The organism is Streptomyces sp. NPDC107454, from assembly GCF_055582885.1.
Genome location: NZ_JBVJPA010000002.1, coordinates 411,672 through 435,461 on the forward strand (window position 1 = coordinate 411,672; position 23,790 = coordinate 435,461).

The window sequence follows — 23,790 nt, forward strand, 5'->3', positions numbered from 1 at the left end:
TCGTGGTAGTGTGCCGTCAGCACTTGTGTACGCCCCGTCTCGGGCGCCGGTGCTGAATCTCCTTCTTTCGCTGACATGCCCCGTCACTTTTCCGATCGGGCGAGCAGCTTCTTCGCATCACCTTCCGAGCGCGGTCTGCCGTAGCTCCTTCAGGTGGTCTTCCCCGCCGTACCGAGGCGTGAGCACGCCGCCTCCCCCGGCACACCCCTCCCTTCCTCATGACCTCATGAATCCGTCCTCGAAAGGACCACCTCTCATGACCACCACACTCGAACACCCTCCCGTACAGAAGCAGCTCCCGGCCCACGCCACCGGTGTCCTCGACATCGCGCACAACGGGCAGGGGTACCTGCGCGCCGCCGAGAGCTGCCTGCCCACGCCGACCGACGTCCAGGTCCCCGCCGCACTGATCCGCCGCCACGGCCTGCGCAAGGGCGACACCGTCGAAGGCGTACGCGGCGGACCCCGCGCCCTCGCCGAGGTCGAGCGGATCAACGGCCGCGCCCCCGAAGAGCTGCGCCGCCGCCCGCACTTCCACGACCTCACCCCGCTGCACCCGCGCGACCGGCTCCGCCTGGAGCACCCGGCGAGCGGCATGGCCGGACGCGTCGTCGACCTGGTCTCCCCCGTCGGCAAGGGCCAGCGCGGTCTGATCGTCGCCCCGCCCAAGACCGGCAAGACGGTACTGCTCCAGCAGCTCGCCGCCGCCGTCGCGGGCAACCACCCCGAATGCCATCTGATCGTGCTGCTCCTCGACGAGCGGCCCGAAGAGGTCACCGACATGCGGCGCTCCGTCCGCGGCGAGGTCTACGCCTCGACCTTCGACAAGACGCCGAAGCAGCACATCGCCCTGGCCGAGCTCGTCGTCGAGCGCGCCAAGCGGCTCGTGGAACAGGGCGAGGACGTCGTCATCCTGATGGACTCGCTCACCCGGCTGTGCCGCGCGCACAACAACGCGGCCGCCTCCGGTGGCCGCACCCTCAGCGGCGGTGTCGACGCCGCCGCGGTGCACGGCCCCAAGCGGTTCTTCGGCGCCGCGCGCCTCGCCGAGGAGGGCGGCTCGCTCACCATCCTCGCCACCGCCCTGGTGGAGACCGGCTCCCGCGCCGACGACTACTTCTTCGAGGAGCTCAAGAGCACCGGCAACATGGAGCTCCGCCTCGACCGGATCCTCGCCTCACGGCGTGTGTTCCCGGCCGTGGACATCACCCCATCCGGCACCCGCCGCGAGGAACTGCTTCTGCCCGGGGCCGAGTTGACCGCCGTACGCGGCCTGCGACGCGCCCTGCAGACCCAGGACGCCCAGGCCGCCCTGGGAACCCTCCTGGAGCGGCTGCGCGCCACGCGGGACAACGCGACCTTCCTGCGTCAGGTCCAGCCGACCCTGCCCACCGCCTGATCCCACCCCGAATCCACCGCGCCGGACCTCCCGGACCTCTCCCGCGTGTGGCATCCGGGTGCTGCATCCCCTCGCTCGGGCCTGGCACCCCGGCGCACGGCGACTCCGTTCCTACGTTTGCGGTATGACAATCGGATTCCCATCCCGGATGGTCGTCTCCCTGACCGCCTTCTCCTGCTCCGCCCTCTGTGTGGCCGGAGCACTGGCCCTCGCCCCGAGTCCGGCCTTCGCCCGCCTCGGTCCGGGCCTGACGAGACCCATGGCCTCCCAGACGCCCTACCTCCAGCGGGCCGGGACGCAGGTACGCACACGGTCCGACGCCCCGGCGCTGCCGGACATCTCGGCGCTGTCGTGGGTGGTGGCCGACTCAGGCAGCGGCGAGGTGCTCGCCGCGCACGACGCGCACCTCAAGCTGCCGCCCGCCAGCACCCTCAAGACCCTCTTCGCGCTGACCGTGCTCCCGGTGCTGCCCGCCGGCATCCAGCACACCGTCAAGGAGGAGGAACTGGAGGGCATCGGCGACGGCAGCAGCCTGGTGGGCGTGGCCGCGGGGCACACCTACCGCGTGTCCGACCTGTGGCGCGGCGTCTTCCTCAACTCCGGCAACGACGCCGTGCACGTACTGGCCGCGATGAACGGCGGCTGGCACCGGACGGCGGTGCGGATGCAGGCCAAGGCCCGCTCGCTGGGCGCACTCGACACCCATGTCGAGTCGCCCGACGGCTACGACACCCCCGGCCAGGTCTCGTCGGCGTACGACCTCGCGGTCTTCGGACGGGCCGGACTGCGCAACCCGGAGTTCGCACGCTACTGCTCCACCGCCGAGGCCAGCTTCCCCGGCGACGGCTACCCGTACCAGATCCAGAACACCAACCGGCTGCTGACCGGCGCCGACGGGGTGGCGCGCTACCCGGGCCTGATCGGCGTCAAGAACGGCTACACCACCAACGCGGGCAACACGCTCGTCGCCGCCGCGCACCGGGGCGGACGCACCCTCCTCGTCACGGTGATGAACCCTCAGGCGGGCGGCGGCACCACGGTGTACGAGGAGGCCCGCTCGCTGCTCGACTGGGGCTTCGCGGCCGCCGGGCACGTCGAACCCGTCGGATCGCTCCCCGATAGCCGGTCCGTCCCGGCGGCGGGCGCCTCGCCCGTACAGGCGAGGACCGGGTCCGCGGACGGCCCCGACGGCGGCTGGCCGGAGGCGGCCGGAATCCTGGGCGCCGCGGGTCTGGGCGCGGGCGGAGTGGCCCTCGCTCTGCGTCTCAAGGGCGTGCGGGCCACCCGCGACTGACCCGCGGGCAGCCACAGCAGCAGCCCCAGCGTGATCCACGTGTACGTGTTGCTGCCGAGGAATCCGTCGAGGCCGGAGGAGTCGTCGAACCAGAGCCACACCACGCTGCTGCACAGCACCGCGTACAGGGCCGCCGCGACCCGCGCACGGTGCCGGTGCAGCAGTACGGCGAAGGACGGCAGCAGCCAGACGAGGTGGTGCACCCAGGTGATCGGGCTGAGCAGGCAGGCGGCGAGCCCGGTGAGGGCGAACGCGGCCCTCCAGTCCTCGTCGGCCAGCGCCCACGAGGTCCGCCACGCCCACACGCACAGGAACACCAGGGCGGTCGCCGCCCACACGGCCCGACTCGGTTCGCCCGGTGCGGCGAGCCGGGCCAGGACGCCCTGCAGCGACTGGTTGGAGACATAGGCGAGACGTCCGATGCGATTGGTGTCCCACAGTGCCTCGGACCAGTAGAAGCGCGAGGCGTCCGGCGCCACCCAGGCCGCGAGACCGGTGGCCGCCGCGGCGACGGCCGTCGCGACCCCGGCGGCACGCCAGCGGCGGCCGAGCAGCAGCAGAGCGATGAAGAGCGCGGGGGTGAGTTTGATCGCGGCGGCCAGCCCGATGCCGACGCCCGCCCGGCGTCCCCGGCCGGTGGACAGCAGCCAGGCGTCACTCAGGACGAGGGCCAGCAGCAGCAGGTTGACCTGCCCGAAGCTGAAGGTGTCGCGGACCGGTTCGAGCAGGGTCAGCAGACAGGCCGCGAGGGCGTAGCCGTACCAGCCGTAGCGGCGCAGCGCGGGCCCGACCAGGATCCACACCACGACCGCCAGCGCCGCGAGATTGAGCACCACGGAGACGGCGATCGCCGCGCGCAGCCCGATCAGCGCCATCGGCAGCATGGTCACGGCCGCGAACGGCGGATAGGTGAATCCGTACGCGGTTCCCGGCACCCAGTAGTCGTAGATCCCGCCGCCGTGATGGACCCAGGCGTCGACGGTGCCGTAGTAGACGCGCAGATCGAACCAGTCGCGCAGCAGCGGCACGGTCGCGGTGAACACGCCCACCACGACGGCGAGACAGAGCAGGCCGAGCAGCCGTCGGCCGTCGGTGTCCAGATGTCTCATGCCGTCCGCCCCAGCACCGGCGGCTGCGCCGACTCCTCGGCCCAGGCGGCCTGACGGGCCTGCCAGAGCACGACGAGGGCGAGCGCGCCGCCGGAGACGGCCAGCACCACCTGATCCACGTCCGGCGGTCCGCCGCTGGGCAGTACGGCGAGCGCGAGTACCGCACTGGCCGCCGCGACCCGGTGGCGCACCGAGCCGTTGGGCGCGGCGGCGGCGATGAGGAACAGGCCCCACAGCGCGTACCAGGGCCGGATCGCGGGTCCGAACACGGCGACCGCGCCCAGGCTCAGACCCAGCGCGTAGATGGGGCCCGGTCGCAGGCGCAGCCATATGAACAGGACGACCAGGACGGTCACCACCAGCCCGGTCGCGTGCCAGACGGGCATCGCCAGCGGGGCGAGACCGCTGCCGAGGTCCTTCAGCAGCGCGCCCGTGGCGCGGCCCAGGACGCTGGTGGGCGACCAGTTGTGCGGGGAGACGGGGGTCTTCAGGGCCGCTATCCAGCCGTACCCCGTGCCCGTCACGGCGGTCACCGCGGCCGTGGTGGCGAGCGCGACCCCGGTCGTGGTCAGGACCGTGCGCATGACTGCGCGACGCCCGCGCAGCGCCACCACCGCCAGCAGGCCGAGCACGGCCGGCGCCTTGACCAGTGCGGCGAGGGTGATGAGGACGACGCCCAGCAGATGCCATCGGCCGCGTGCGGCGACCAGGCCGACGCCGAGCAGTCCCAGCATGATGGCGTCGTTGTGCGCACCGGCCACCAGGTGCAGCAGCACGAGCGGGTTGAGCGCGCCGAGCCACAGCGCGGCGGCCGGATCGGCACCGCTGTGCCGGGCGAGGCGGGGCAGCGCCGCCGCCATCAGGCCCACGCCGAGCAGCGCGACCAGGCGCATGCCGAGCAGCCCGGCCGGTATCTCCCCACGGGTGAGGCCGGACAGCGCGGAGGCGACGGCGAGGAAGACCGGGCCGTACGGCGTCGCGGTCTGCTGCCACACCGGTGCCACCTCGTCGGCGAGCGGCCCGCCGAGCTGCGCGGGCCCGTTGGCGTACACGTCGATGTGCGCGTCGACCATGGCGCCCTGCGCGAGATAGCTGTACACGTCCCTGCTGAACAGCGGCGGCGCGAGAAGCAGCGGCGCCGCCCACGCGGCGAGCACCAGGAGCAGTGACCGCGGCGTCGGCGGCTGCGGACCGCGTACGACCTTGCCCAGCAGCACCCACGCGGCGATCAGCAGGACGACACCGAAGTAGACCCCGACCACGCCGAGTACGGCACGCGCGGAGCCGGGGTCGAGGAAGTCCCGCGTGGGCAGGGCGCCGGCCGTCTCACCGCCCAGCGCGAGGAAGGCGGTACCGATCAGGCCCAGGGCCTGACAGCGGTGGAGATCGAGGGGAGCCTTGGCCAACACTTGGCAAGCGTGTCAAGGGCGGGTGGCCGGAAAGCGACGGGGCGCCCTCCGGACGGGGGATGTGGCGTTACCTCCATGTGGCGCGCTGTCGCGTGCGGGCTCTGTTGTGGCTGGTGGACAAGTCCCGCCCCATGACGGCTCAGAAGACGGACACTCCCGTCAGTGTCGTGAAGCGGTCCAGGGCGGCCACGCCCGCCACCGAGTTGCCCCGCTCGTCCAGACCGGGGCTCCAGACGCACAGGGTGCAGCGGCCGGGGACCACCGCGATGATGCCGCCGCCGACGCCGCTCTTGCCCGGGAGGCCGACGCGGTAGGCGAAGTCGCCCGCCGCGTCGTACGTGCCGCAGGTCAGCATGACCGCGTTGACCTGCTTGGCCTGGCTCTGGGTGAGCAGTCGGGAGCCGTCGGCGCGCAGGCCGTGCCGGGCCAGGAAGCTCGTGGCGAGGGCGAGGTCGGCGCAGGACGCCTCGATCGAGCACTGGCGGAAGTACTGCTCGAGGAGCACCGGTACCGGGTTGTCGATGTTGCCGTACGAGGCCATGAAGTGGGCGAGGGCCGCGTTGCGGTCGCCATGGGTGGCCTCGGAGGCGGCCACCTCCTTGTCGAAGGTGAGCTCGGCGTTGCCGCTCTCCGCACGGAGGAAGGCCAGCAGGGTGCCGGCCGCGTCGCCGGTACGGGTCTGGAGGCGGTCGGTGACGACGAGGGCGCCCGCGTTGATGAACGGATTGCGCGGGATGCCGTTCTCGTACTCCAGCTGCACGAGTGAGTTGAAGGGGTTGCCGGAGGGCTCGCGGCCGACGTGTTCCCACAGTTCGTCGCCCTCACGGGCCAGGTCGAGGGCGAGGGTGAAGACCTTGGTGATGGACTGTGTGGAGAACGGCTGCCGCCAGTCCCCCACGCCGTACACCGTGCCGTCGAGCTCGGCCACGGCCATGCCGAAGCGCCGGGGGTCGCAGGCGGCCAGCGCCGGGATGTAGTCGGCGGGCCGGCCGCGGCCGGGCGTCTGCCCGATCTCGGTGGCGATGCGCTCCAGGACCGGCTGGAAGGTCGGGGACGACGGATACGACGAAGACACAGCCATGATCACCATTGTGCCGCCGGACCGGTCCTGGTGCGCATCTTGTCACACCGCCTGCGGGGTACCGCTGCCCGCGATCACCTCGGGCCGCAGCAGCGCCGCCAGCCGCTCGGCGGGCAACAGGCCCTTCTCCAGGACGAGTTCGGCGACGCCGCGCCCGGTGGCGAGGGCCTCCTTGGCGATGTCGGTGGCGGCCGTGTAGCCGATGTGCGGGTTCAGGGCGGTCACCAGACCGATGGAGTTCTCGACCGCGGCGCGCAGGACCTCCGTGTTGGCGGTGATCCCGGTGACGCAGCGCTCGGCGAGGGTCAGGCAGGCGGTGCGCAGGTGGGTGATGCTCTCGGACAGGGAGTGCAGGATGATCGGTTCGAAGGCGTTGAGCTGGAGCTGCCCCGCTTCCGCGGCCATGGTGATGGTGACGTCGTTGCCGATGACCTCGAAGGCGACCTGGTTGACGACCTCGGGGATCACCGGGTTGACCTTGCCGGGCATGATGCTCGAACCGGCCTGCACCGGCGGCAGGTTGATCTCGCCCAGGCCCGCGCGCGGCCCGGAGGACAGCAGCCGCAGGTCGTTGCAGCTCTTCGACAGCTTCACGGCGATCCGCTTGAGCACGCCGGACATCTGGACGAAGGCGCCGCAGTCCTGCGTGGCCTCGACCAGGTTGGCGGCGGTGACCAGGGGTAGCCCGGTGATCGCGGCGAGGTGGCGGCGGGCCGATTCCGCGTATCCGGCGGGGGCGTTGAGGCCGGTGCCGATGGCCGTGGCGCCGAGGTTGATCTCGAGGATCAGCTCGACGGCCTCGGCGAGCCTGCTGCGGTCCTCGTCGAGCATCACCGCGTACGCCGAGAACTCCTGCCCGAGGGTCATCGGCACCGCGTCCTGGAGCTGGGTACGCCCCATCTTCAGCACGTCACGGAACTCGAAGGCCTTGGCGGCGAAGGCGTCCTGGAGCACGGCCATCGCCTTGAGCAGCTCGCGCACCGCGAAGACGGTGGCGACCTTGACGGCGGTGGGGTAGACGTCGTTGGTCGACTGGCCGAGGTTGACGTCCTCGTTGGGGTGCAGGTACTGGTATTCGCCCTTGGCGCGGCCGAGGAGCTCCAACGCCCGGTTGGCGACGACCTCGTTGGCGTTCATGTTCGTCGAGGTGCCGGCGCCGCCCTGGATGACGTCGACGACGAACTGGTCGTGCAGCTTGCCGGCGCGGATCTCCCGGCAGGCCGCGACGATGGCCATCGCCTTCTCCGGTTCGAGCAGGCCGAGTTCCTCGTTGGCGCGGGCGGCGGCCTCCTTGACGGCGGCCAGGGCCTCGATCAGATGCGGGTAGGCGGAGATCGACGTGCCCGTGATGGGGAAGTTCTCGGTGGCGCGCAGGGAGTGGATGCCCCAGTACGCCTCGGCCGGGACGTCACGGTCCCCGAGCAGATCGTGTTCACTGCGGTGCGCTACGGCGACGGTCATGACTGAGCGGTCCTCTTTCGGAGGGGTGAGGGTGGGATGGGTGAGGCGTAGGGGCGGGTCGGTCGGGGCGAGCTGCTGATCCGGCCCTGAGGCGGACGAACGCAAGGGGCGCGGGGAACCGCGCGACCAGCCACAGCGAACCCGCACCCGCCGACGCAGCCCCACGACCCCGGTCGCACGCCGCTCAGCCCGGGAGCGGATCGAGTACCCGGGCCGGGCGCAGCCCGCCCACAACGGCACCGCCCCCGAGCAACGGCACGGAGCCGAACTCCGCAAGCAGCGCCGGGGCGACCCCCGCGCGCGCGAGCGCCGCCGCGGCCACCGGCCCACGCGCCCGGTCCGCACCGTCGGCGATCTTCACGGCGACGGCCCGGCCGTCCGGCAGCGCGGCCATCTGGACGCCTTCGAAGCCGTCCTTGGTGAGCAGCCCCGGCACGGCCCGCATCAGCGCCGCGACATCGCGGCCTGAGCCGGACGCCATCTCGGCGTGCTCGCGCATCGCGTCGGCGACCCGCGCCTCGGGGGTGCCGGCCGGCGCGGTGGTGATCCGGGCGGCGGCGCGGGCGAGCCCGTGCAGCGAGACGGAGAAGAGGGGCGCGCCGCAACCGTCGACGGTGACCTGGGCGATCGCCTGCCCGGTGAGGTCCTCGACGATCTCCGCGATGGCCTGCTGGAGGGGGTGGCCCGGGTCGAGGTAGTCATCGAGGGACCAGCCGTTGAGCCGGGCGGTCATCAGCATGGCTGCGTGTTTGCCTGAGCAGTTCTGCGCGAGCCGGGACGGCAGCCGCCCCTCGCGGATCCAGGCGTCCCGCACGACCGGGTCGTACGGCAGGTCGGGCACGTTGCGCAGGTCGTCCTCGGTGACTCCGGCCAGTTCCAGGATCCGCCGGGTCCCGGCCAGGTGCCGTTCCTCGCCGGAGTGACTGGCCGCGGCCAGCGAGAGCAGCTCGCCGTCCAGCGGCAGTCCCGCCCGCACCATCGCCACCGCCTGGACGGGCTTGAGCGCCGAGCGTGGGTAGAACGCGGCCTCGATGTCCCCGATCTGGAGGTCGACGCCACCGTCGGCGGCCAGCACGGCCACCGAGCCGTAGTGGACGCCTTCGACGACTCCACCGCGGACGAGCTGGGCGACGGGGGCGTGCAGGGGTTCGCGGATCACCGGGGCGGCGGCGATCGAGGCGGCGTACGTCATGCTCGTGCTCACGCGTCCACTCCGTCACGGATGCCGGAGACCCGGCGGCGCACCCCGTACCACCCGGCGACGAGCGCCACGGCGATCAGCGGCAGACACAGCACGGTGGTGCGCCCCGCTCCCCCGTCGGCGTACATCAGGACGAGGACGGAGACGAGGAAGCCGATCGTCACGATCTCGGTCCACGGCGAGCCGGGCAGGCGGTAGCTCGGCCTGGTCAGCTCACCGCGCTGGGTCTTCCGCCAGAACAGCACATGACAGAGCATGATCATGCCCCAGGTGGCGAGGATGCCGATGGCGGCGAAGTTCAGGACGATCTCGAAAGCGTCGGCGGGGACCACGAAGTTGAGGCCGACGCCGAGGACGCAGATCCCGCTGGTGAGCAGGATGCCGCCGTACGGGACCTGGCTGCGGCTCATCACGCCGGTGAACCTGGGAGCGGAGCCCGACATCGCCATGGAGCGCAGGATGCGGCCGGTGGAGTAGAGGCCGGAGTTGAGGGACGACATGGCCGCGGTGAGCACGACCAGGTTCATCACGCCGCCCGCCGCCGGGATGCCGATGTTCGACAGGACGGTCACGAAGGGGCTCTGGTCCGCGCTGTACTTGTTCCAGGGCAGCAGCATCGAGAGCAGGACGACCGAGCCGACGTAGAACAGGCCGACACGCCACATGATCGAGTTGATCGCCTTCGGCATGATCTTCTCGGGGTTCTCCGTCTCGCCCGCCGCGACACCGACCAGCTCGACGGAGGCGTAGGCGAAGACGACGCCCTGGATGATCAGCAGCATCGGCAGCAGGCCGTTGGGGAAGATGCCGCCGTTGTCGGTGATCAGGGACGGGCCGGGGGTGGTGCCGTCGACCGGGTGCTGGGTGACCAGCAGGAAGATGCCGATGAGCATGAAGACGACGAGCGCGCCCACCTTGATGATCGCGAACCAGAACTCCAGTTCGCCGAACATGCGTACGGATATCAGGTTCACCGTGAGGACGACGGCGAGCGCGACGAGCGCGATCACCCACTGCGGGATGTCGGAGAACATGCCCCAGTAGTGGGTGTAGACGGCCACGGCGGTGATGTCGGCGATACCGGTGGTGGCCCAGTTCAGGAAGTACATCCAGCCGGCGACGTACGCGCCCTTCTCCCCCAGGAACTCCCGGGCGTACGACACGAAGGCGCCGGAGGACGGCCGGTACAGGACGAGTTCGCCGAGCGCGCGCACGACGAGGAAGGCGAAGACGCCGCACACCGCGTACGCGACGAAGAGGGAGGGGCCGGCGTCGGCGAGCCGGCCGCCCGCGCCGAGGAAGAGGCCGGTGCCGATGGCACCGCCGATGGCGATCATGTTGACGTGCCGGGACTTCAGCGACTTGCTGTAACCCGCGTCTCCGGCGTCGACGTGCGCGGCCGGTTTGCCGGCCGACGTGGCCTCGTCTTTGAGGGACTGCTCGCTCACGCCTCGGGTCCGCCTTCCGTGGGGATGTCCGTACGCGCGGGGCGCACGATGTCGGTGAGGGTGGTCTCCACGCGGTCGAGGTGATGGGACATCGCCTCCACCGCGTCGTGTTCACTGCCGTCGATCAGCGCCTCGACGATCGCCCGATGCTCACGGTTGGACTGTTCACGCCGGCCGCCGAGCTCGTTGAGGAAGGCGGACTGACGGGCCAGCGCGTCCCGGATCTCTTCGATCACCCTGCGGAAGACCGGGTTCTGGGAGGCCTCGGCGACCGCGATGTGGAAGATCGTGTCCATCGCGACCCACGCCGTGGTGTCGGTCTCCCGCTCCATCCGCTCCAGCAGATGGGCCAGGTGGTCGAGGTTCTCCGGGGTGCGGCGCACCGCCGCGTAACCGGCGACCGGGATCTCGACGTGACGGCGCACCTCGAGCAGGTCGCTCGCCGCGTAGTCGCCGAAGGTGGGGTCCTCGACCGTGTTGGCGACCACGAAGGTGCCCTTGCCCGTACGGGACACGGTCAGGCCCATCACCTGCAGGGCCCGCAGCGCCTCGCGGAGCACCGGCCGGCTGACCTCCAGGCGGCGGCACAGCTCGGCCTCGGAGGGGAGTTTGTCGCCAATGGCGTATGCGCCGCGCTCGATGGCGCCGCGAAGGTGGGTGAGCACCGCTTCCATGGCGCTGACGCGCCGCGGTACCGACCCACCTGTCTGGCTGTCTGACAGGTTCACGGGGGTGATCCTGCGGGTGACAAGAGGGGGCTGTCAAGGGCGGTGAAAAGAAACATTCAGGGGGTGCGAAGCCTGTAAACCGGCTTCGCACCCCCTGTGAGCTGCTGTTTCCGCGATCAGCTGGCGAGGGACCCGCTCGCCAGCAGCCCGAACAGTGCCAGACCGATCACGATCCGGTAGATCACGAAGGCGTTGAAGGAGTGCTTGGCGACGAACTTCAGCAGCCAGGCGATCGACCCGTAGGCGACGACGAAGGAGACGATCGTGCCGACGGCGAGCGGCGCGGCGCCCACCCCCGTGCCCAGGGCGTCCTTCAGTTCGTACAGGCCGGCGCCGGTGAGGGCGGGGATGCCGAGGAAGAAGGAGAGCCGGGTGGCGGCGACCCGGTCCAGGTCGAGGATCAGCGCGGTGGACATCGTGGCGCCGGAGCGCGAGAAGCCCGGAAAGAGCAGCGCGAGGATCTGCGAACAACCGACCAGCATCGCGTCCTTGAAGGACGTGTCGTCCTCACCGCGCTTGTGGCGTCCCATCTGGTCCGCCGCCCACATCACACCACTGCCCACGATCAGCGAGCCCGCGACCACCCACAGGGAGCCGAGCGCCCCGTCGATGAGCGGCTTGGCGGCGAGGCCCACGATCACGATCGGGATGGTGGCGTAGATGACCCACCACGCGAACTTGTAGTCGTGGTGCTGTCGCTCCTCGCGGTTGCGCAGCCCCCGGCCCCACGCGGAGACGATCCGCACGATGTCCTTGAAGAAGTACACCAGTACGGCGGCGATCGCGCCGACCTGGATGACCGCTGAGAACCCGACGACGGCCTTGTCGTCGACCGGGATGTTCATCAGCCCCTCGGTGATCTTGAGGTGGCCGGTGGAGGAGACGGGGAGGAACTCGGTCACTCCCTCGACGACTCCGAGGACGACGGCCTGACCGACGTTGATGACGCTCATAGGATCCAGTTCTAGGTCTGAGGGGTTGATGGTGGGGAGTATTGGTCGACAGTGCTGTAGACAGTCTTACTATGCGCGAGTGACGGCCGGTGTCTACGCCCACACCGCCTGGGCGAACGAGACACCCGCGAACGCCGCGCCGAGCCCGGCCGTCACGCTCACGAGCACGTTGGCCGCAGCGTAGAACCCCGCGCCGGTCTCGGTCAGCCGTAGTGTCTCGTACGAGAACGTCGAGTACGTGGTCAGCGCCCCGCACAGGCCGGTCCCGAGGAACAGCTGAAGGTGGGAACCCGCCGCCCCCGCGGCGACCGCGCCGGTCAGCAGGCCGAGAATCAGACAGCCGACGACGTTGACCGCGAAGGTGCCCCAGGGGAAGACGGTGTCGTGCCTGGTCTGCACCGCACGGTCGGTCAGATAGCGCAGGGGCGCGCCGGCCATTCCGCCGACGATCACCAGCAGCCAGTTCACAACAATCTCTTACCTTTCTTGCCCGTTTTGCCGGATTCGACGTCACGTCCCGCATGGCGGGCGCTGCCCGTCAGCCGTGTCATCGCCACCTCCGCACCAGGGCGCGGCGAGTCGCGGTGACCGCGAGCCACACCGCCGTGAGCGCCGCGCACAGGGTCGCGGCGAGATAGGCGAGGCCGGTTCCGGGATGGCCCGAGTCGACCAGTTTCCGGATGTCCACGGCGTACGTCGAAAAGGTGGTGAACCCTCCGAGCACACCGGTGCCGAAGAAGGGCCGCACGAGTCGGTGGGCCGCCCACACGTCCGTGATGACGACCATGAACACGCCGATCACCGCGCAGCCGATGACGTTGACCCAGAACGTGGTCCAGGGGAACCCGCCCGTCTCCACGGGCCACAGCCGCGCCGCCCCGTACCGGGCGGTGGCGCCGATGGCTCCGCCGAGCGAGACCATCGCCACGACCGGGGCCTGGCCGTGCCAGGGGGACGCGGGGCGCGGGGTCGGCCGTGCGGGGGCAACGGGTTCGTCGACGCGCTGGGGATGCGGGACTGTCACGACGTACTTCTCCTACTCGCCGGTCCCGGGTCCCCGGGCACACCTCATCGCAAGTAGGGACCGTTGGCGGCATCAGCGCCGCGGTTCGGGTACGGCGGGCCCCACCGCCGCGCCGCGACATGTGATCGCGGCCGCTGAACAGCCTAACGCCGCCGCCCTCGCACACTCGACCGGAGCACGCGGCACCCCGCCGCTTACCAGCCCTTCTCGAACAGGGAGCGGACCTCGGCGATGCGGTACTCGTCGCGGTGGTAGAGCGTGCGCCGCCCGATCCTTCTCGCGCGCAGGAGCCCGACCCCGACGAGGAGGTCGAGGTGGGTGCGGGCGACGGCGTGGCTCACGCCGAGCTTGGCGGCGAGGGCGGCCGCGTCGACGCCGTCGACGAAAGAGCCGTGGCGCTCGGGCGGGAAGTGCGCGGCGGGATCCCGCAGCCACTCCAGGATGTCCAGGCGTCGCCCGCCTACGGGAACCCTCAGCATCTCGTCCCCCCTGCCGTTCGTGATGCTGGCGCTGTGTGACCACTGTCCCGCAGCCCGGGGCGGCCCGCACGGGTCTTCCACGCCTTCGCGCGGCCGAAAGTCCCCGGGACACCACAAGGGCCCGGCCACCTCGGCGGCCGGGCCCTCATGTCATCGACGGTGACTGATCAGGTGGCTGATCAGCGGTGGCCGAACTGCGACATGGCGGGCAGCGCCTTGTCGTCGAAGCCGAACAGCGCCTGGTTCTCCCAGCCGTTGCCGGACGTGGCGTCGGCCGGGTCCCAGCCGTTGCCCGTGACGGCGGTCCAGGTGGCCTCCCAGTAGAAGACACCGAGGCCGCGGCCGTTCGGGACGGCCTCCACGACGTTCATCACGTCCCGCAGCCACGCGGACTGCCCGGCGGTGGTGGCCGGGTAGCCGGAGACCAGCTCACCGGTCGTGTCGATCTGGTTGACGAGCGAGTCGTCGCTGTCGAGACGGAAGGGGTAGGCCGTCTCGGCCAGGAACACCGGCTTGCCGTAGCGCGCGGCCGCGTCGTCCAGGGTCGTCTGGAAGTCGGAGAGCGGGCCGTGCCAGTAGCCGTAGTAGGACAGGCCGATGGCGTCGAACTTCACGCCGTTGGAGACCGCGTTGTCGAACCACCAGCGGGTGCCGGACAGGTCGCCGCCCTTGGCGAGGTGCAGCGCGACGGTCGTCGACGAGCTGACGGCCTTGACGGCGTCGTAGCCGGAGTTGAGGAGCCCGGCGAGCTGCGACCAGTTGTCGGTGGAACCCTCGGACCACAGCATGCCGCCGTTGATCTCGTTGCCGACCTGGACCATGTCGGCGGTGGTGCCCTGCGCCTTCAGCGCGTTGAGGACGTCGTAGGTGTGGTTGTAGACGTCCGTCTTCAGCTGGCTGTAGGAGTGACCGGCCCAGGCGGCCGGCTTGGTCTGGGCGCCGGGGTCGGCCCAGGTGTCCGAGTAGTGGAAGTCGACCAGGAGCTTCATGCCCTGCGCCTTGATGCGCTTGGCCATCGCCAGGACGCGCGTCTTGTTGTTGTAGCCGTCGGCGGGGTTCACCCAGACCTTCAGGCGTGCGTAGTTCATACCGGCGGACTTGAGGATGGCGAGCGCGTCACCGGTGGTGCCGGAGCTGGTCCTGTAGACGCCGCCGAGGGCCTCGCTCTTGGCGAGGGAGGAGATGTCGGAGCCCTTGACGGACAACCCGGTGGCGCTGCCGGAGGTGAACGTCAGGTCGTCGACGTTGATCCAGTTGCCCGCGTTGGCATCGGAGTTGATGCTGATCGTGCACTGGTTGTTGGTCACCGCCACAGGGACGACGAGGTGTATCCATCCGCTGCTGGAGACCGGCAGGTCGGTGCGCTGCTCGGTGCCGCCGCAGTTCTTCAGCGCGAGGTAGGCGGAGTTCTGGCCGCCGCCCGAGCGCACCCAGGCGGTGAGCCGGTAGTTCCCGTTGGTCAGTCCGGAGAGGTACTGGTACGTCTCCACCTTGTAGGCGGCGGAGGAGTACTGCGAGAGGCGGTAACCACCGCTGTGGCCCCCGGCCTCCACGTAGGAGGCGCCGGTGTCGCCGTACTCCGACCAGCCGGCCGGCGTGGCCGTGCCGGCGCCGTCGGCCTCGAATCCGGCGTTGGTGAGGGTGCTCGCCGCCTGTGCCGTCTGCGCGGGCAGGGCGGTGAGGGCCAGCCCGGCCGCGAGCGGCAGCAGCAGGGTCCTGAGTGTGCGTCTGGGATGGAACATCTTCGTCCGTCGTCCCTTCGACGTGATGGGAATGGGGGTGCCCCCGGGGTGGCTCTGGGGGGCGACCCCTCCGCCCGCGGCTCTCGTGGCACTCACGGGCGGAGGGGAGTTCGGCTCCGCCGCGGGGTCATGCGCCCGGCGGCGGTCGGGTCAAGCGTGGAGTCGTACGACGCGGACGGCGGTCGGCCCAGCCGTCGAGCCGTACAGCCGGGACACCGGTCGGCTCAGCCGTCGAGCCGTACGACCCGGACGGCCCCCGCGGGCAGCACGAGGCGGCCCGCGGCGCGTTCGCCCGTCAGCAGCTCGGTGCCGGCCGCGTCCAGCGGCACCTTCGCGTCCGACGAGGTGTGGTTGATCGCGAACAGGAAGGTGCCCGACTCACCGCCGCGGCGCACCACCTCGACATCGCGGGGCAGGTCGGCGCGCGGCGCGATCCGCGCGTCGTCGGACGCCCAGCCGATGAGGGCGTCCAGGCCCTGCGCGCCGAGGCGGGTGGAGACGTACCAGGCGGAGCCCTCGCCGAGGCGGTGCCGGGTGACGGCCGGGCGGCCCGCGGTGAGTCCGTCGGCGTACGTCCACACGGTCTCGGCGCCGCGCGGCACCACGAACTCGGTCCAGACGTCGCCGGTGAGTTCGGAGCCGTCGGGGCCGGTGATCCGGACCCGGTCGTCCTTCAGGAGCGGTGAGAACTCCTCGACGGTCAGGCCGAGCACGTCCCGCAGCGCACCGGGGTAGGCGCCCTCGTGCACGGCGTCGTGCTCGTCGACGATGCCGGAGAAGTACGAGACGACGAGGGTGCCGCCGTTCTCGACGTACTCCCTGAGGTTGTTCCCGGCGGCCTCGGTCATGAGATACAGGGCCGGGACGACGACAAGGGGATAGGCCGACAAGTCGGCTTCCGGGTGGGCGAAGTCGACCGTGAGGTGACGGTCGTAGAGCGCCTCGTAGAACGCGTCGGCGCGCTCGCGCGGGTCGTGGTCCTCGCTGGGGCGCCAGTCGAGGGTCTGCGCCCACCAGGAGTGCCAGTCCCACAGCACGGCGGCGTCGGCGACGGTACGGCTGCCCTTGACCGAGGTCAGCGACTCGATGGACGCGCCGAGTTCGACGACCTCGCGCCAGACCCGGGAGTCGGTGCCGGCGTGCGGAAGCATCGCCGAGTGGAACTTCTCGGCGCCGCGCCGGGACTGCCGCCACTGGAAGAACATGGCGCCCTCGGAGCCGCGCGCCACGTGCGCGAGGGAGTTGCGGGCCATCTGGCCCGGGGACTTCGCCGGGTTGCGGGGCTGCCAGTTGACGCCGGACGTGGAGTGTTCGAGCAGCAGCCAGGGGGCGCCGCCCGCGACGGAGCGGGTGAGGTCGGCGGCCATCGCGAGGTTGACGTGGGTGCGGCGGCCGTCGGTGATCAGGTAGTGGTCGTTGCTGACGAGGTCGACCTCGCGGCCCCAGGCCCAGTAGTCGACGGAGTCGCACTGGCTGAGGGCGGTCATGAAGTTCGTGGTGACCGGGATGCCGGGGGCGAGACGGTGCAGGATGTCGCGCTCGGCGACGAAGTTCTCGCGCATGGTCTCGTCGGCGAAGCGCTTGTAGTCCAGGGCCTGGGCCGGGTTGCCGACCGTGGGGGTCACGCGCGGCGGGTTGATCTGCTCGAAGTCCGCGTAGCGCTGGCCCCAGAACGCGGTGCCCCAGGCCTCGTTGACCGCGTCCACGGTCCCGTACGTGCGGGCCAGCCAGCGGCGGAAGTGGGCGCCGCAGGACGCGCAGTAGCAGGCCGAGACGGGGACGCCGTACTCGTTGTGGACGTGCCACAGGGCGAGCGCGGGATGGCCGGCGTACCGGGTGGCGAGTGCCGTGGTGATGCTCGCCGCGGCGGCGCGGTAGTCGCTGTTGCTGTGGCAGATGGCGCCACGCGAGCCGAACTCGTAGCGGGTGCCGTCGGCGGCCACCGGCAGCGCCTCGGGGTGCTCGCGGTAGAACCAGGCGGGCGGCGCGACGGTCGGGGTGCCGAGGTCGGCGCGGATGCCGTTCTCGTGCAGCAGGTCGAGCAGCTGGTCCAGCCAGCCGAAGTCGTGCGTCCCCCGGGCGGGTTCGAGCAGCGCCCAGGAGAAGATCCCGACGCTCACCATCGTGACACCCGCCTCGCGCATCAGCCGGACGTCTTCGTGCCAGACGTCTTCCGGCCACTGCTCGGGGTTGTAGTCCCCACCGAAGGCGAGCCCGGTGAGGCCCTTGGGTGTGGTCTCCGGCATGGATCTTCTCCCGTTTAATCGATCATTTGGGAACGTGCACACACTCGATCAGCGGCGCGAGCCCAACATAACCGCACAGCAACAACCATTGACAAGTGTCCGGGATGTTTCTCTACTGTGAACGCTCACAGAAGCATGGCACGGTCGCCGCAGCAGGCGGGGACCCAGGTCAGGGGAGAAAGATCCATGCCAAACACGAAGCTGCGTCGCCTCGTGGCCACCTCCATCGCCGTCACGCTCGGCGGCACCGCACTCGCCGCCTGCGGCTCGTCGGACGACAAGAGCTCGTCCGAATCGGGTCCGGCGTCCCTGACGTACTGGTCCTGGACTCCGGGCATGGACAAGGTGGCCGACCTCTGGAACAAGGGGCCGGGCAAGCAGCAGAAGATCACGGTCACGGTGAAGAAGCAGGCGTCGGGCGACACGCTGGTCACCAAGATCCTCACCGCGCACAAGGCGAAGAAGGCCCCGGACCTGGTCCAGGCCGAGTACCAGGCGCTGCCGACCCTGGTCAGCAATGACGCGCTCGCCGACATAGCCGGCGAGTCGAAGGACGCGAAGAGCAAGTTCGCCGAGGGTGTCTGGCAGCAGACGACCCTGGGCTCGGACGCCGTCTACGCGATCCCGCAGGACATCGGCCCGATGATGTTCTACTACCGCCAGGACCTCTTCAAGAAGTACGGCCTGACGGTTCCCACGACCTGGGAGCAGTTCGCCGAGACCGCCCGCGCGCTGAAGAAGAAGGCCCCGGACAAGGACCTGACCACCTTCTCCGCCAACGACTCCGGCCTCTTCGCGGGTCTCGCCCAGCAGGCGGGCGCCAAGTGGTGGACCGCCTCGGGCGACAAGTGGAACGTCGGCATCGACGACGCGGCGACGCAGAAGGTCGCCGACTTCTGGGGCGGCCTCGTCAAGGAGGGCGCGATCGACAACCAGCCGATGTACACGCCCTCCTGGAACAAGGCGCTGAACACCGGCAAGCAGATCGCCTGGGTCAGCGCGGTGTGGGCGCCGGGCACCCTCACCACCGCGGCCCCCGACACCAAGGGCAAGTGGGCGATGGCCCCGCTGCCGCAGTGGGACGGCAGCAAGGACGTCACCGGCAGCTGGGGCGGCTCCTCGACGGCCGTCACCACGGACTCGCAGCACAAGGCGGCCGCCGCGAAGTTCGCCACCTGGCTGAACACGGACCCGCAGGCGGTGGCCGCGCTGGCGAAGGAGGGCGGCATCTACCCGGCCGCCACCACCGCGCAGACCAGTGACGCCTTCTCCGAGCCGCCGGCGTTCTTCTCCAACCAGGCGGACTTCTACCCGAAGGCCGCGGAGATCGCCAAGACCACCGCGGCCTCCGCCTGGGGCCCGAACGTGAACGTCGCCTACACGACCTTCAAGGACGCCTTCGGCGCCGCCGCCAAGGACAAGTCGGACTTCGGCGCCGCCCTGAAGAAGATGCAGGACGACACGGTGGCCGACCTCAAGAAGCAGGGCTTCGGGGTCGCTCAGTGACGACGGCACGTCGGAAGTCGTACGGGGTCAAGGGGGCCCCGTACGCTTTCCTCCTCCCCGCGACGATCCTCTTCGCCCTCTTCTTCGCGCTGCCCATCGGCTACGCGCTCTGGCTGAGCCTGCACAAGGTGCAGGTCAAGGGCCTGGGCCTGGGCTCGGGTGCGCGGAACGAAGTCTGGGCGGGGCTGGAGAACTACAAGGACGCCCTCTCCGACTCCGAGCTGCTGAGCGGCGCGGTGCGCGTGGTGGGCTACGGCGCCATCGTGATCCCGGTGATGCTGGGTCTCGCGCTGCTGTTCGCGCTGATGCTCGACACGGACAAGGTGCGCCTGGCCCCCTTCACCCGGCTCGCGATCTTCCTGCCGTACGCCATTCCCGGCGTCGTCGCCGCGCTGCTGTGGGGCTTCCTGTATCTCCCCGACGTCAGCCCCTTCTACTTCGTTCTCGACAAGCTGGGGATGCCGCAGCCGAACCTGCTGGACGGCGGCCCGCTGTATCTCGCGCTGTCCAACATCGCGGTCTGGGGCGGCACCGGCTTCAACATGATCGTCATCTACACCTCGCTGCAGGCCATCCCGGCCGAGGTGTACGAGGCGGCGAAGCTGGACGGCGCCACGCCCCTGCAGATCGCGCTGAAGATCAAGATCCCCATGGTGGCCCCCTCGCTGGTGCTCACCTTCTTCTTCTCGATCATCGCGACGCTCCAGGTGTTCAGCGAGCCGACCACCCTCAAACCCCTCACCAACTCCGTCTCCACGACCTGGAGTCCGCTGATGAAGGTGTACCAGGACGCCTTCGGCAAGGGCGACATCTACTCGGCCGCCGCGGAGGCGGCGATCATCGCCGTCGTCACCCTCGTCCTGTCCTTCGGCTTCCTGCGGGCCGCGAACTCCCGTAACAAGCAGGAGGAAGCACGATGAGTTCTCTTGCCGTACGCAAGGCCGCACCGGCCGCGGGTACCACCCCCGGCACCGCCCAGGGCCCGCCCCTGCGCCGCCGTATCGCCTTCGTGCCCACCCTGACGCTGCTGCTCGGCGCGCTCTACTGCCTGCTGCCCGTCGCGTGGGTGCTGATCGCGGCCACCAAGTCGGGCCGTGAGCTGTTCTCGACCTTCACGTTCCTGCCGGGCTCCGGCTTCACACAGAACGTCAAGGACCTCAACGCCTACCGCGACGGGATCTACTGGAAGTGGATGGGCAACTCCGCCCTCTACGCGGGCCTCGGCGCCCTCCTGTCGACGGCCGTCTCGGCGCTCAGCGGCTATGCCCTCGCGATCTACCGCTTCCGGGGCCGCGAAACCGTCTTCGGCGTCCTGATGGCGGGCGTGCTCATGCCGCCGGTGATCCTGGCGATCCCGCAGTACCTGCTGCTGGCGAAGGCGGACCTCACGGACTCGTACGCGTCCGTGCTGCTCCCCCTCATCCTCTCCCCCTACGGCGTCTACCTCGCCCGGATCTACTCCTCCGCGGCCGTGCCCGGTGACGTGGTCGAGGCCGGGCGGATGGACGGGGCGAGCGAGTGGCGGATCTTCACCCGGATCGCGCTGCCGATGATGGTGCCCGGACTGGTGACGGTGTTCCTCTTCCAGTTCGTCGCCGTGTGGAACAACTTCCTGCTGCCGTACATCATGCTCAGCGACGACGAGAAGTTCCCGATCACGCTGGGTCTGTTCACGCTGCTCGAACAGGGCTCCAACACCCCGGCGCTGTACACGCTGGTGATCACCGGCGCGCTGCTCGCGATCGTCCCGCTCATCGCTCTCTTCCTGGTCATCCAGCGTTTCTGGAGCCTCGATCTGCTCTCGGGAGCCGTAAAGTCGTGACCATGACCAACGCGGGGGGCAGGCGCAGACCGCCGACGATCCATGACGTCGCGCGCGAGGCCGGCGTGTCCCGGGGCACGGTGTCGCGAGTGCTCAACGGCGGGCACTACGTGAGCCCGGCGGCGCAGGAGGCGGTCAACGCCGCCATCCGCAGAACGGGCTACGTCGTGAACCGGCACGCCCGTTCGCTGATCACCGGCCGCTCCGACTCGATCGGTTTCCTGCTCACCGAACCGCAGGAGAGGTTCTTCGAGGACCCGAACTTCAACGTCCTGCTGCGCGGCTGCACCCAGGCGCTGGCCGCGCACGACATTCCGCTCCTGCTGATGCTCGCGGGCACCGAGGACGAGCGGCGGCGCATAACGCGGTACATCACCGCGGGCCACGTCGACGGAGTGCTGCTGGTCTCCAGCCACTCGGGCGACCCGGTCGCCGAGCAGCTGCGTGAGGCGGGCGTGCCGCTGGTCGCCTGCGGCAAGCCCATCGGGCTCGGCTCCAAGGTGAGTTACGTCGCCGCCGACGACCGCGACGGCGCCCGGGACATGGTCAAGCACCTGGTCTCCCTGGGACGTCGCCGCATCGGCATGGTCACGGGTCCGCTCGACACCCCGGGCGGTGTCGAGCGGCTCGCGGGCTACCGGGAGGTGCTCGCCGAGGCGGGCATCGAGGCCGACGACCGCCTCGTCGCCTCCGGCGACTACAGCCGGGCCAGCGGCGAGGCGGGCGCCGAACAGCTCCTCGAGCGTGCGCCGGACATGGACGCCGTCTTCGTCGCCTCCGACCTGATGGCACAAGGCGCACTCGCCGCTCTGCACAAGGCGGGCCGCCGGGTCCCGGAGGACGTCGCGGTCGGCGGCTTCGACGACTCCTCCGCCGCCATCTCGGCGACCCCCGCCCTCACCACCATCCGGCAGCCGTACGACCGCATCAGCGCCGAGATGGTCCGCGTCCTGCTCGCACAGATCGGGGGCGAGGAGCCGGCGGCGGTGATCCTGCCGACGGAACTGGTACGACGCGACTCGACCTGAGCCGCACCCTCGACGCCGGGGGGCCGGGACCGGTCAGGATTCGAGAAGCCTCCCGGCCCTCCCCCGCCCTACCGTGAAGGCACCGGAACACACCACGGAGGAGTCACCATGACCGCAGGGCTGAAGACCATCATCTACCCCGTCAAGGACCTCGCACGGGCGAAGGCCCTGTTCGGCGCGCTGCTCGGTACGGAGCCCTACGCGGACACCGCGTACTACGTCGGATTCAAGGACTCCGGGCAGGACGTCGGCCTCGACCCCAACGGTCACGCCAAGGGGATGACCGGACCGGTCCCGTACTGGCACGTCGACGACATCCGGGCGACGCTGGCGGCCCTGCTGGAAGCCGGTGCCGAGACGCTCCAGGACGTCCAGGACGTGGGCGGCGGCAGGCTCATCGCCTCGGTCAAGGACACGGACGGGAACCTCGTGGGGCTCCTCCAGGACGGCTCCGGCGCATAGCCCCGCCGGGTTGTTGCAACCGCACTAGTTGCACACTCAATAAAACCCCGGACCTCTGTTACCGTGCATATATGGCAGTGAACATGGCGAGCGACGCCCGGCTCGAGGACCGGTGGCGGGACATCCTGTCGGTGCACGCGCGCACGATGTGCGAGATCGACCGCGCGCTGCACCCGCACGGTCTCGGCGCCAGCGACTTCGAGGTGCTGGACATCCTCGTCTCCAGCGAACTCGCGCACGAGGGCGAGCACTGCCGGGTGCAGAACATCGCCGACCGTGTCCATCTGAGCCAGAGCGCCCTGTCCCGCCTGATCGGGCGGCTGGAGAAGGACGGCCTGGTGGAACGCACCGTCTGTATGGAGGACCGGCGCGGGGTGTGGGTCGCGCTCACCCGCAAGGGACGCGACCTGCACACCGAGGTACGCCCTCTGCAACGCGCCGTGCTGGCCCGCATGCTGAACGCCTAGCGTCTACACCACGAACTCCGCCCCGTCCTGCAGTACTTCGACCCCCGCCGCGCTCACCCGCGCACGGGCGTCCGAGTCCGGGTCGAGCAGCGGGTTCGTGTTGTTGAGGTGGGTGTAGATCCGCCGGGGGCCAAAGTGGCGGGCGAGGGCCACGAGGCTGCCGCGCGCGCCCGCCACCGGAAGGTGCCCCATCGCTGCCTGCCGCCCGCCCCGCGAGCGTACGGCCGTGCCCATCTCGTCGGGCGCGTAGAAGGTGCCGTCGAGCAGTGCGCAGTCCGCCGAGGCGAGCAGCTCGTCCAGCTCCGGGGTCCAGGCGCCCAGACAGGGCGCGTACAGGAGCACTCCGCCGCCTGCCAGGTCCTCGATCCGGTACGCGGTCACCCAGCGGTCGTCCGGGGCGGGGCCGACGACGTACTTCGGGGCCTTGGGACCGACCGGGTGCGCGGTGACGACCAGACCGCCGGACAACACGAACCCGCCTTCGGTCAGGCTGTCCGCCCACTCCCAGGGGGCGTAGCGGTCGAGCAGGTCGCGCAGTGGGGCCAGGGTGGCGAGGACGGGCGGCGCGGCGTAGACCTTGAGCCCGGCGCCGCCGCGCAGCACGGTCAGCCCGGCGACGTGGTCGGCCTCCGCGTCGGTCAGGAGCACGCCCCGTACGGGTGTGTCCCGTGGCCCCGGTCCGGGCGCGAGCGCGGGGGTGGTGGTCAGCTGCGTACGGATGTCGGGCGAGGCGTTGAGCAGCCACCAGTCGCGGGAGTTGCCGCTCAGGGCGACGGACTCCTGGGTCCGCGCGGGCAGTTTTCCGTCACGGGCGGCCGCGCAGAGCGCGCACGCGCAGTTCCACTGTGGGAAGCCGCCACCGGCGGCCGTACCCAGCAGGACGACTTTCAAGGGGACTCCCATCCCTGCGCATCGAACCGTACCCGGGGGA

Annotated in this window: 21 protein-coding genes and 1 pseudogene; 8 read left to right on the forward strand and 14 right to left on the reverse strand. The window is 70.5% G+C overall.

The genetic code is table 11. The annotated features are described in order from the left end of the window. The first annotated feature begins 256 nt into the window (after positions 1-256). Together rho and ACZ69M_RS06055 are read left to right on the forward strand one after the other, a co-directional pair. A complete protein-coding gene (gene rho, locus ACZ69M_RS06050; protein WP_470047043.1) occupies positions 257-1,399 on the forward strand; it encodes a transcription termination factor Rho in 1,143 nt (380 codons plus the stop codon). 259 nt (positions 1,400-1,658) lie between these two features. Next, positions 1,659-2,357 (forward strand): annotated as a pseudogene (locus tag ACZ69M_RS06055) (D-alanyl-D-alanine carboxypeptidase family protein); the annotation flags it as partial. A 59-nt stretch (positions 2,358-2,416) separates the two neighbouring features. Here the strand turns inward: ACZ69M_RS06055 and ACZ69M_RS06060 are convergent. The 13 genes from ACZ69M_RS06060 to ACZ69M_RS06120 form a co-directional block, all read right to left on the reverse strand. Beyond that, positions 2,417-3,802, reverse strand: a complete 1,386-nt coding sequence (locus ACZ69M_RS06060) for a glycosyltransferase 87 family protein (RefSeq protein WP_470047045.1) — start codon at positions 3,800-3,802, stop codon at positions 2,417-2,419. Beyond that, entirely contained in the window at positions 3,799-5,211 is a 1,413-nt protein-coding gene (mptB, locus tag ACZ69M_RS06065; RefSeq protein WP_470047047.1) for a polyprenol phosphomannose-dependent alpha 1,6 mannosyltransferase MptB, read from the reverse strand. The genes ACZ69M_RS06060 and mptB overlap by 4 nt, the downstream gene beginning before the upstream one ends. 139 nt (positions 5,212-5,350) lie before the next feature. Beyond that, on the reverse strand, positions 5,351-6,301 hold the full coding sequence (locus tag ACZ69M_RS06070; RefSeq protein ID WP_470047049.1) for a glutaminase: 951 nt from the start codon (positions 6,299-6,301) through the stop codon (positions 5,351-5,353). A gap of 33 nt (positions 6,302-6,334) precedes the next feature. Further along, the gene (gene aspA, locus ACZ69M_RS06075; protein WP_470047050.1) at positions 6,335-7,753 is read right to left on the reverse strand and encodes an aspartate ammonia-lyase; all 1,419 of its coding nucleotides are present in this window, start codon (positions 7,751-7,753) and stop codon (positions 6,335-6,337) included. Positions 7,754-7,937: 184 nt separating this feature from the next. Beyond that, complete coding sequence (locus ACZ69M_RS06080) at positions 7,938-8,945, reverse strand: asparaginase (RefSeq protein WP_470047543.1); 1,008 nt, start codon at positions 8,943-8,945, stop codon at positions 7,938-7,940. An 8-nt stretch (positions 8,946-8,953) separates the two neighbouring features. Further along, entirely contained in the window at positions 8,954-10,402 is a 1,449-nt protein-coding gene (locus tag ACZ69M_RS06085; protein WP_470047052.1) for an amino acid permease, read from the reverse strand. Continuing rightward, complete coding sequence (locus tag ACZ69M_RS06090) at positions 10,399-11,076, reverse strand: FadR/GntR family transcriptional regulator (protein ID WP_470047545.1); 678 nt, start codon at positions 11,074-11,076, stop codon at positions 10,399-10,401. Before ACZ69M_RS06090 ends, ACZ69M_RS06085 begins: the two co-directional genes overlap by 4 nt. A 170-nt stretch (positions 11,077-11,246) precedes the next feature. Then, the gene (locus ACZ69M_RS06095) at positions 11,247-12,083 is read right to left on the reverse strand and encodes an undecaprenyl-diphosphate phosphatase (protein WP_470047054.1); all 837 of its coding nucleotides are present in this window, start codon (positions 12,081-12,083) and stop codon (positions 11,247-11,249) included. 93 nt (positions 12,084-12,176) lie between these two features. Next, positions 12,177-12,551 carry a fluoride efflux transporter CrcB gene (gene crcB, locus ACZ69M_RS06100; RefSeq protein WP_470047056.1) on the reverse strand — a complete coding sequence of 125 codons (375 nt, stop codon included), beginning with the start codon at positions 12,549-12,551 and terminating at the stop codon, positions 12,177-12,179. 79 nt (positions 12,552-12,630) lie between these two features. After that, positions 12,631-13,107 carry a fluoride efflux transporter CrcB gene (gene crcB / locus ACZ69M_RS06105; RefSeq protein ID WP_470047058.1) on the reverse strand — a complete coding sequence of 159 codons (477 nt, stop codon included), beginning with the start codon at positions 13,105-13,107 and terminating at the stop codon, positions 12,631-12,633. A gap of 194 nt (positions 13,108-13,301) precedes the next feature. Then, positions 13,302-13,586, reverse strand: coding sequence for an ArsR family transcriptional regulator (locus ACZ69M_RS06110; protein ID WP_470047059.1), 285 nt, complete (start codon positions 13,584-13,586; stop codon positions 13,302-13,304). 179 nt (positions 13,587-13,765) lie between these two features. After that, positions 13,766-15,328: a glycosyl hydrolase 53 family protein gene (locus ACZ69M_RS06115; protein WP_470047061.1), complete on the reverse strand. Its 1,563-nt coding sequence runs from the start codon at positions 15,326-15,328 to the stop codon at positions 13,766-13,768. A gap of 224 nt (positions 15,329-15,552) precedes the next feature. Then, on the reverse strand, positions 15,553-17,574 hold the full coding sequence (locus ACZ69M_RS06120) for a beta-galactosidase (protein ID WP_470047063.1): 2,022 nt from the start codon (positions 17,572-17,574) through the stop codon (positions 15,553-15,555). Between the two features lie 186 nt (positions 17,575-17,760). Here ACZ69M_RS06120 and ACZ69M_RS06125 point away from each other — a divergent pair, with 186 nt between their 5' ends. The 6 genes from ACZ69M_RS06125 (at position 17,761) to ACZ69M_RS06150 (ending at position 22,859) form a co-directional block, all read left to right on the forward strand. Then, positions 17,761-19,080 carry an ABC transporter substrate-binding protein gene (locus tag ACZ69M_RS06125; protein ID WP_470047065.1) on the forward strand — a complete coding sequence of 440 codons (1,320 nt, stop codon included), beginning with the start codon at positions 17,761-17,763 and terminating at the stop codon, positions 19,078-19,080. Continuing rightward, positions 19,077-20,000 (forward strand): carbohydrate ABC transporter permease, encoded by a 924-nt coding sequence (locus tag ACZ69M_RS06130; protein WP_403686574.1) that lies wholly within the window; start codon positions 19,077-19,079, stop codon positions 19,998-20,000. Before ACZ69M_RS06125 ends, ACZ69M_RS06130 begins: the two co-directional genes overlap by 4 nt. After that, positions 19,997-20,902, forward strand: coding sequence for a carbohydrate ABC transporter permease (locus ACZ69M_RS06135; RefSeq protein WP_097226657.1), 906 nt, complete (start codon positions 19,997-19,999; stop codon positions 20,900-20,902). The genes ACZ69M_RS06130 and ACZ69M_RS06135 overlap by 4 nt, the downstream gene beginning before the upstream one ends. After that, a complete protein-coding gene (locus ACZ69M_RS06140) occupies positions 20,899-21,930 on the forward strand; it encodes a LacI family DNA-binding transcriptional regulator (protein WP_352045454.1) in 1,032 nt (343 codons plus the stop codon). The genes ACZ69M_RS06135 and ACZ69M_RS06140 overlap by 4 nt, the downstream gene beginning before the upstream one ends. A gap of 108 nt (positions 21,931-22,038) precedes the next feature. Further along, positions 22,039-22,392 (forward strand): VOC family protein, encoded by a 354-nt coding sequence (locus ACZ69M_RS06145; protein ID WP_054233267.1) that lies wholly within the window; start codon positions 22,039-22,041, stop codon positions 22,390-22,392. Positions 22,393-22,463: 71 nt separating this feature from the next. Then, a complete protein-coding gene (locus ACZ69M_RS06150; protein WP_470047068.1) occupies positions 22,464-22,859 on the forward strand; it encodes a MarR family winged helix-turn-helix transcriptional regulator in 396 nt (131 codons plus the stop codon). Between the two features lie 3 nt (positions 22,860-22,862). On the opposite strand, the gene pqqB is transcribed toward ACZ69M_RS06150, so the two are convergent. Further along, on the reverse strand, positions 22,863-23,762 hold the full coding sequence (gene pqqB / locus ACZ69M_RS06155; protein WP_470047070.1) for a pyrroloquinoline quinone biosynthesis protein PqqB: 900 nt from the start codon (positions 23,760-23,762) through the stop codon (positions 22,863-22,865). Between the last annotated feature and the right edge of the window lie 28 nt (positions 23,763-23,790).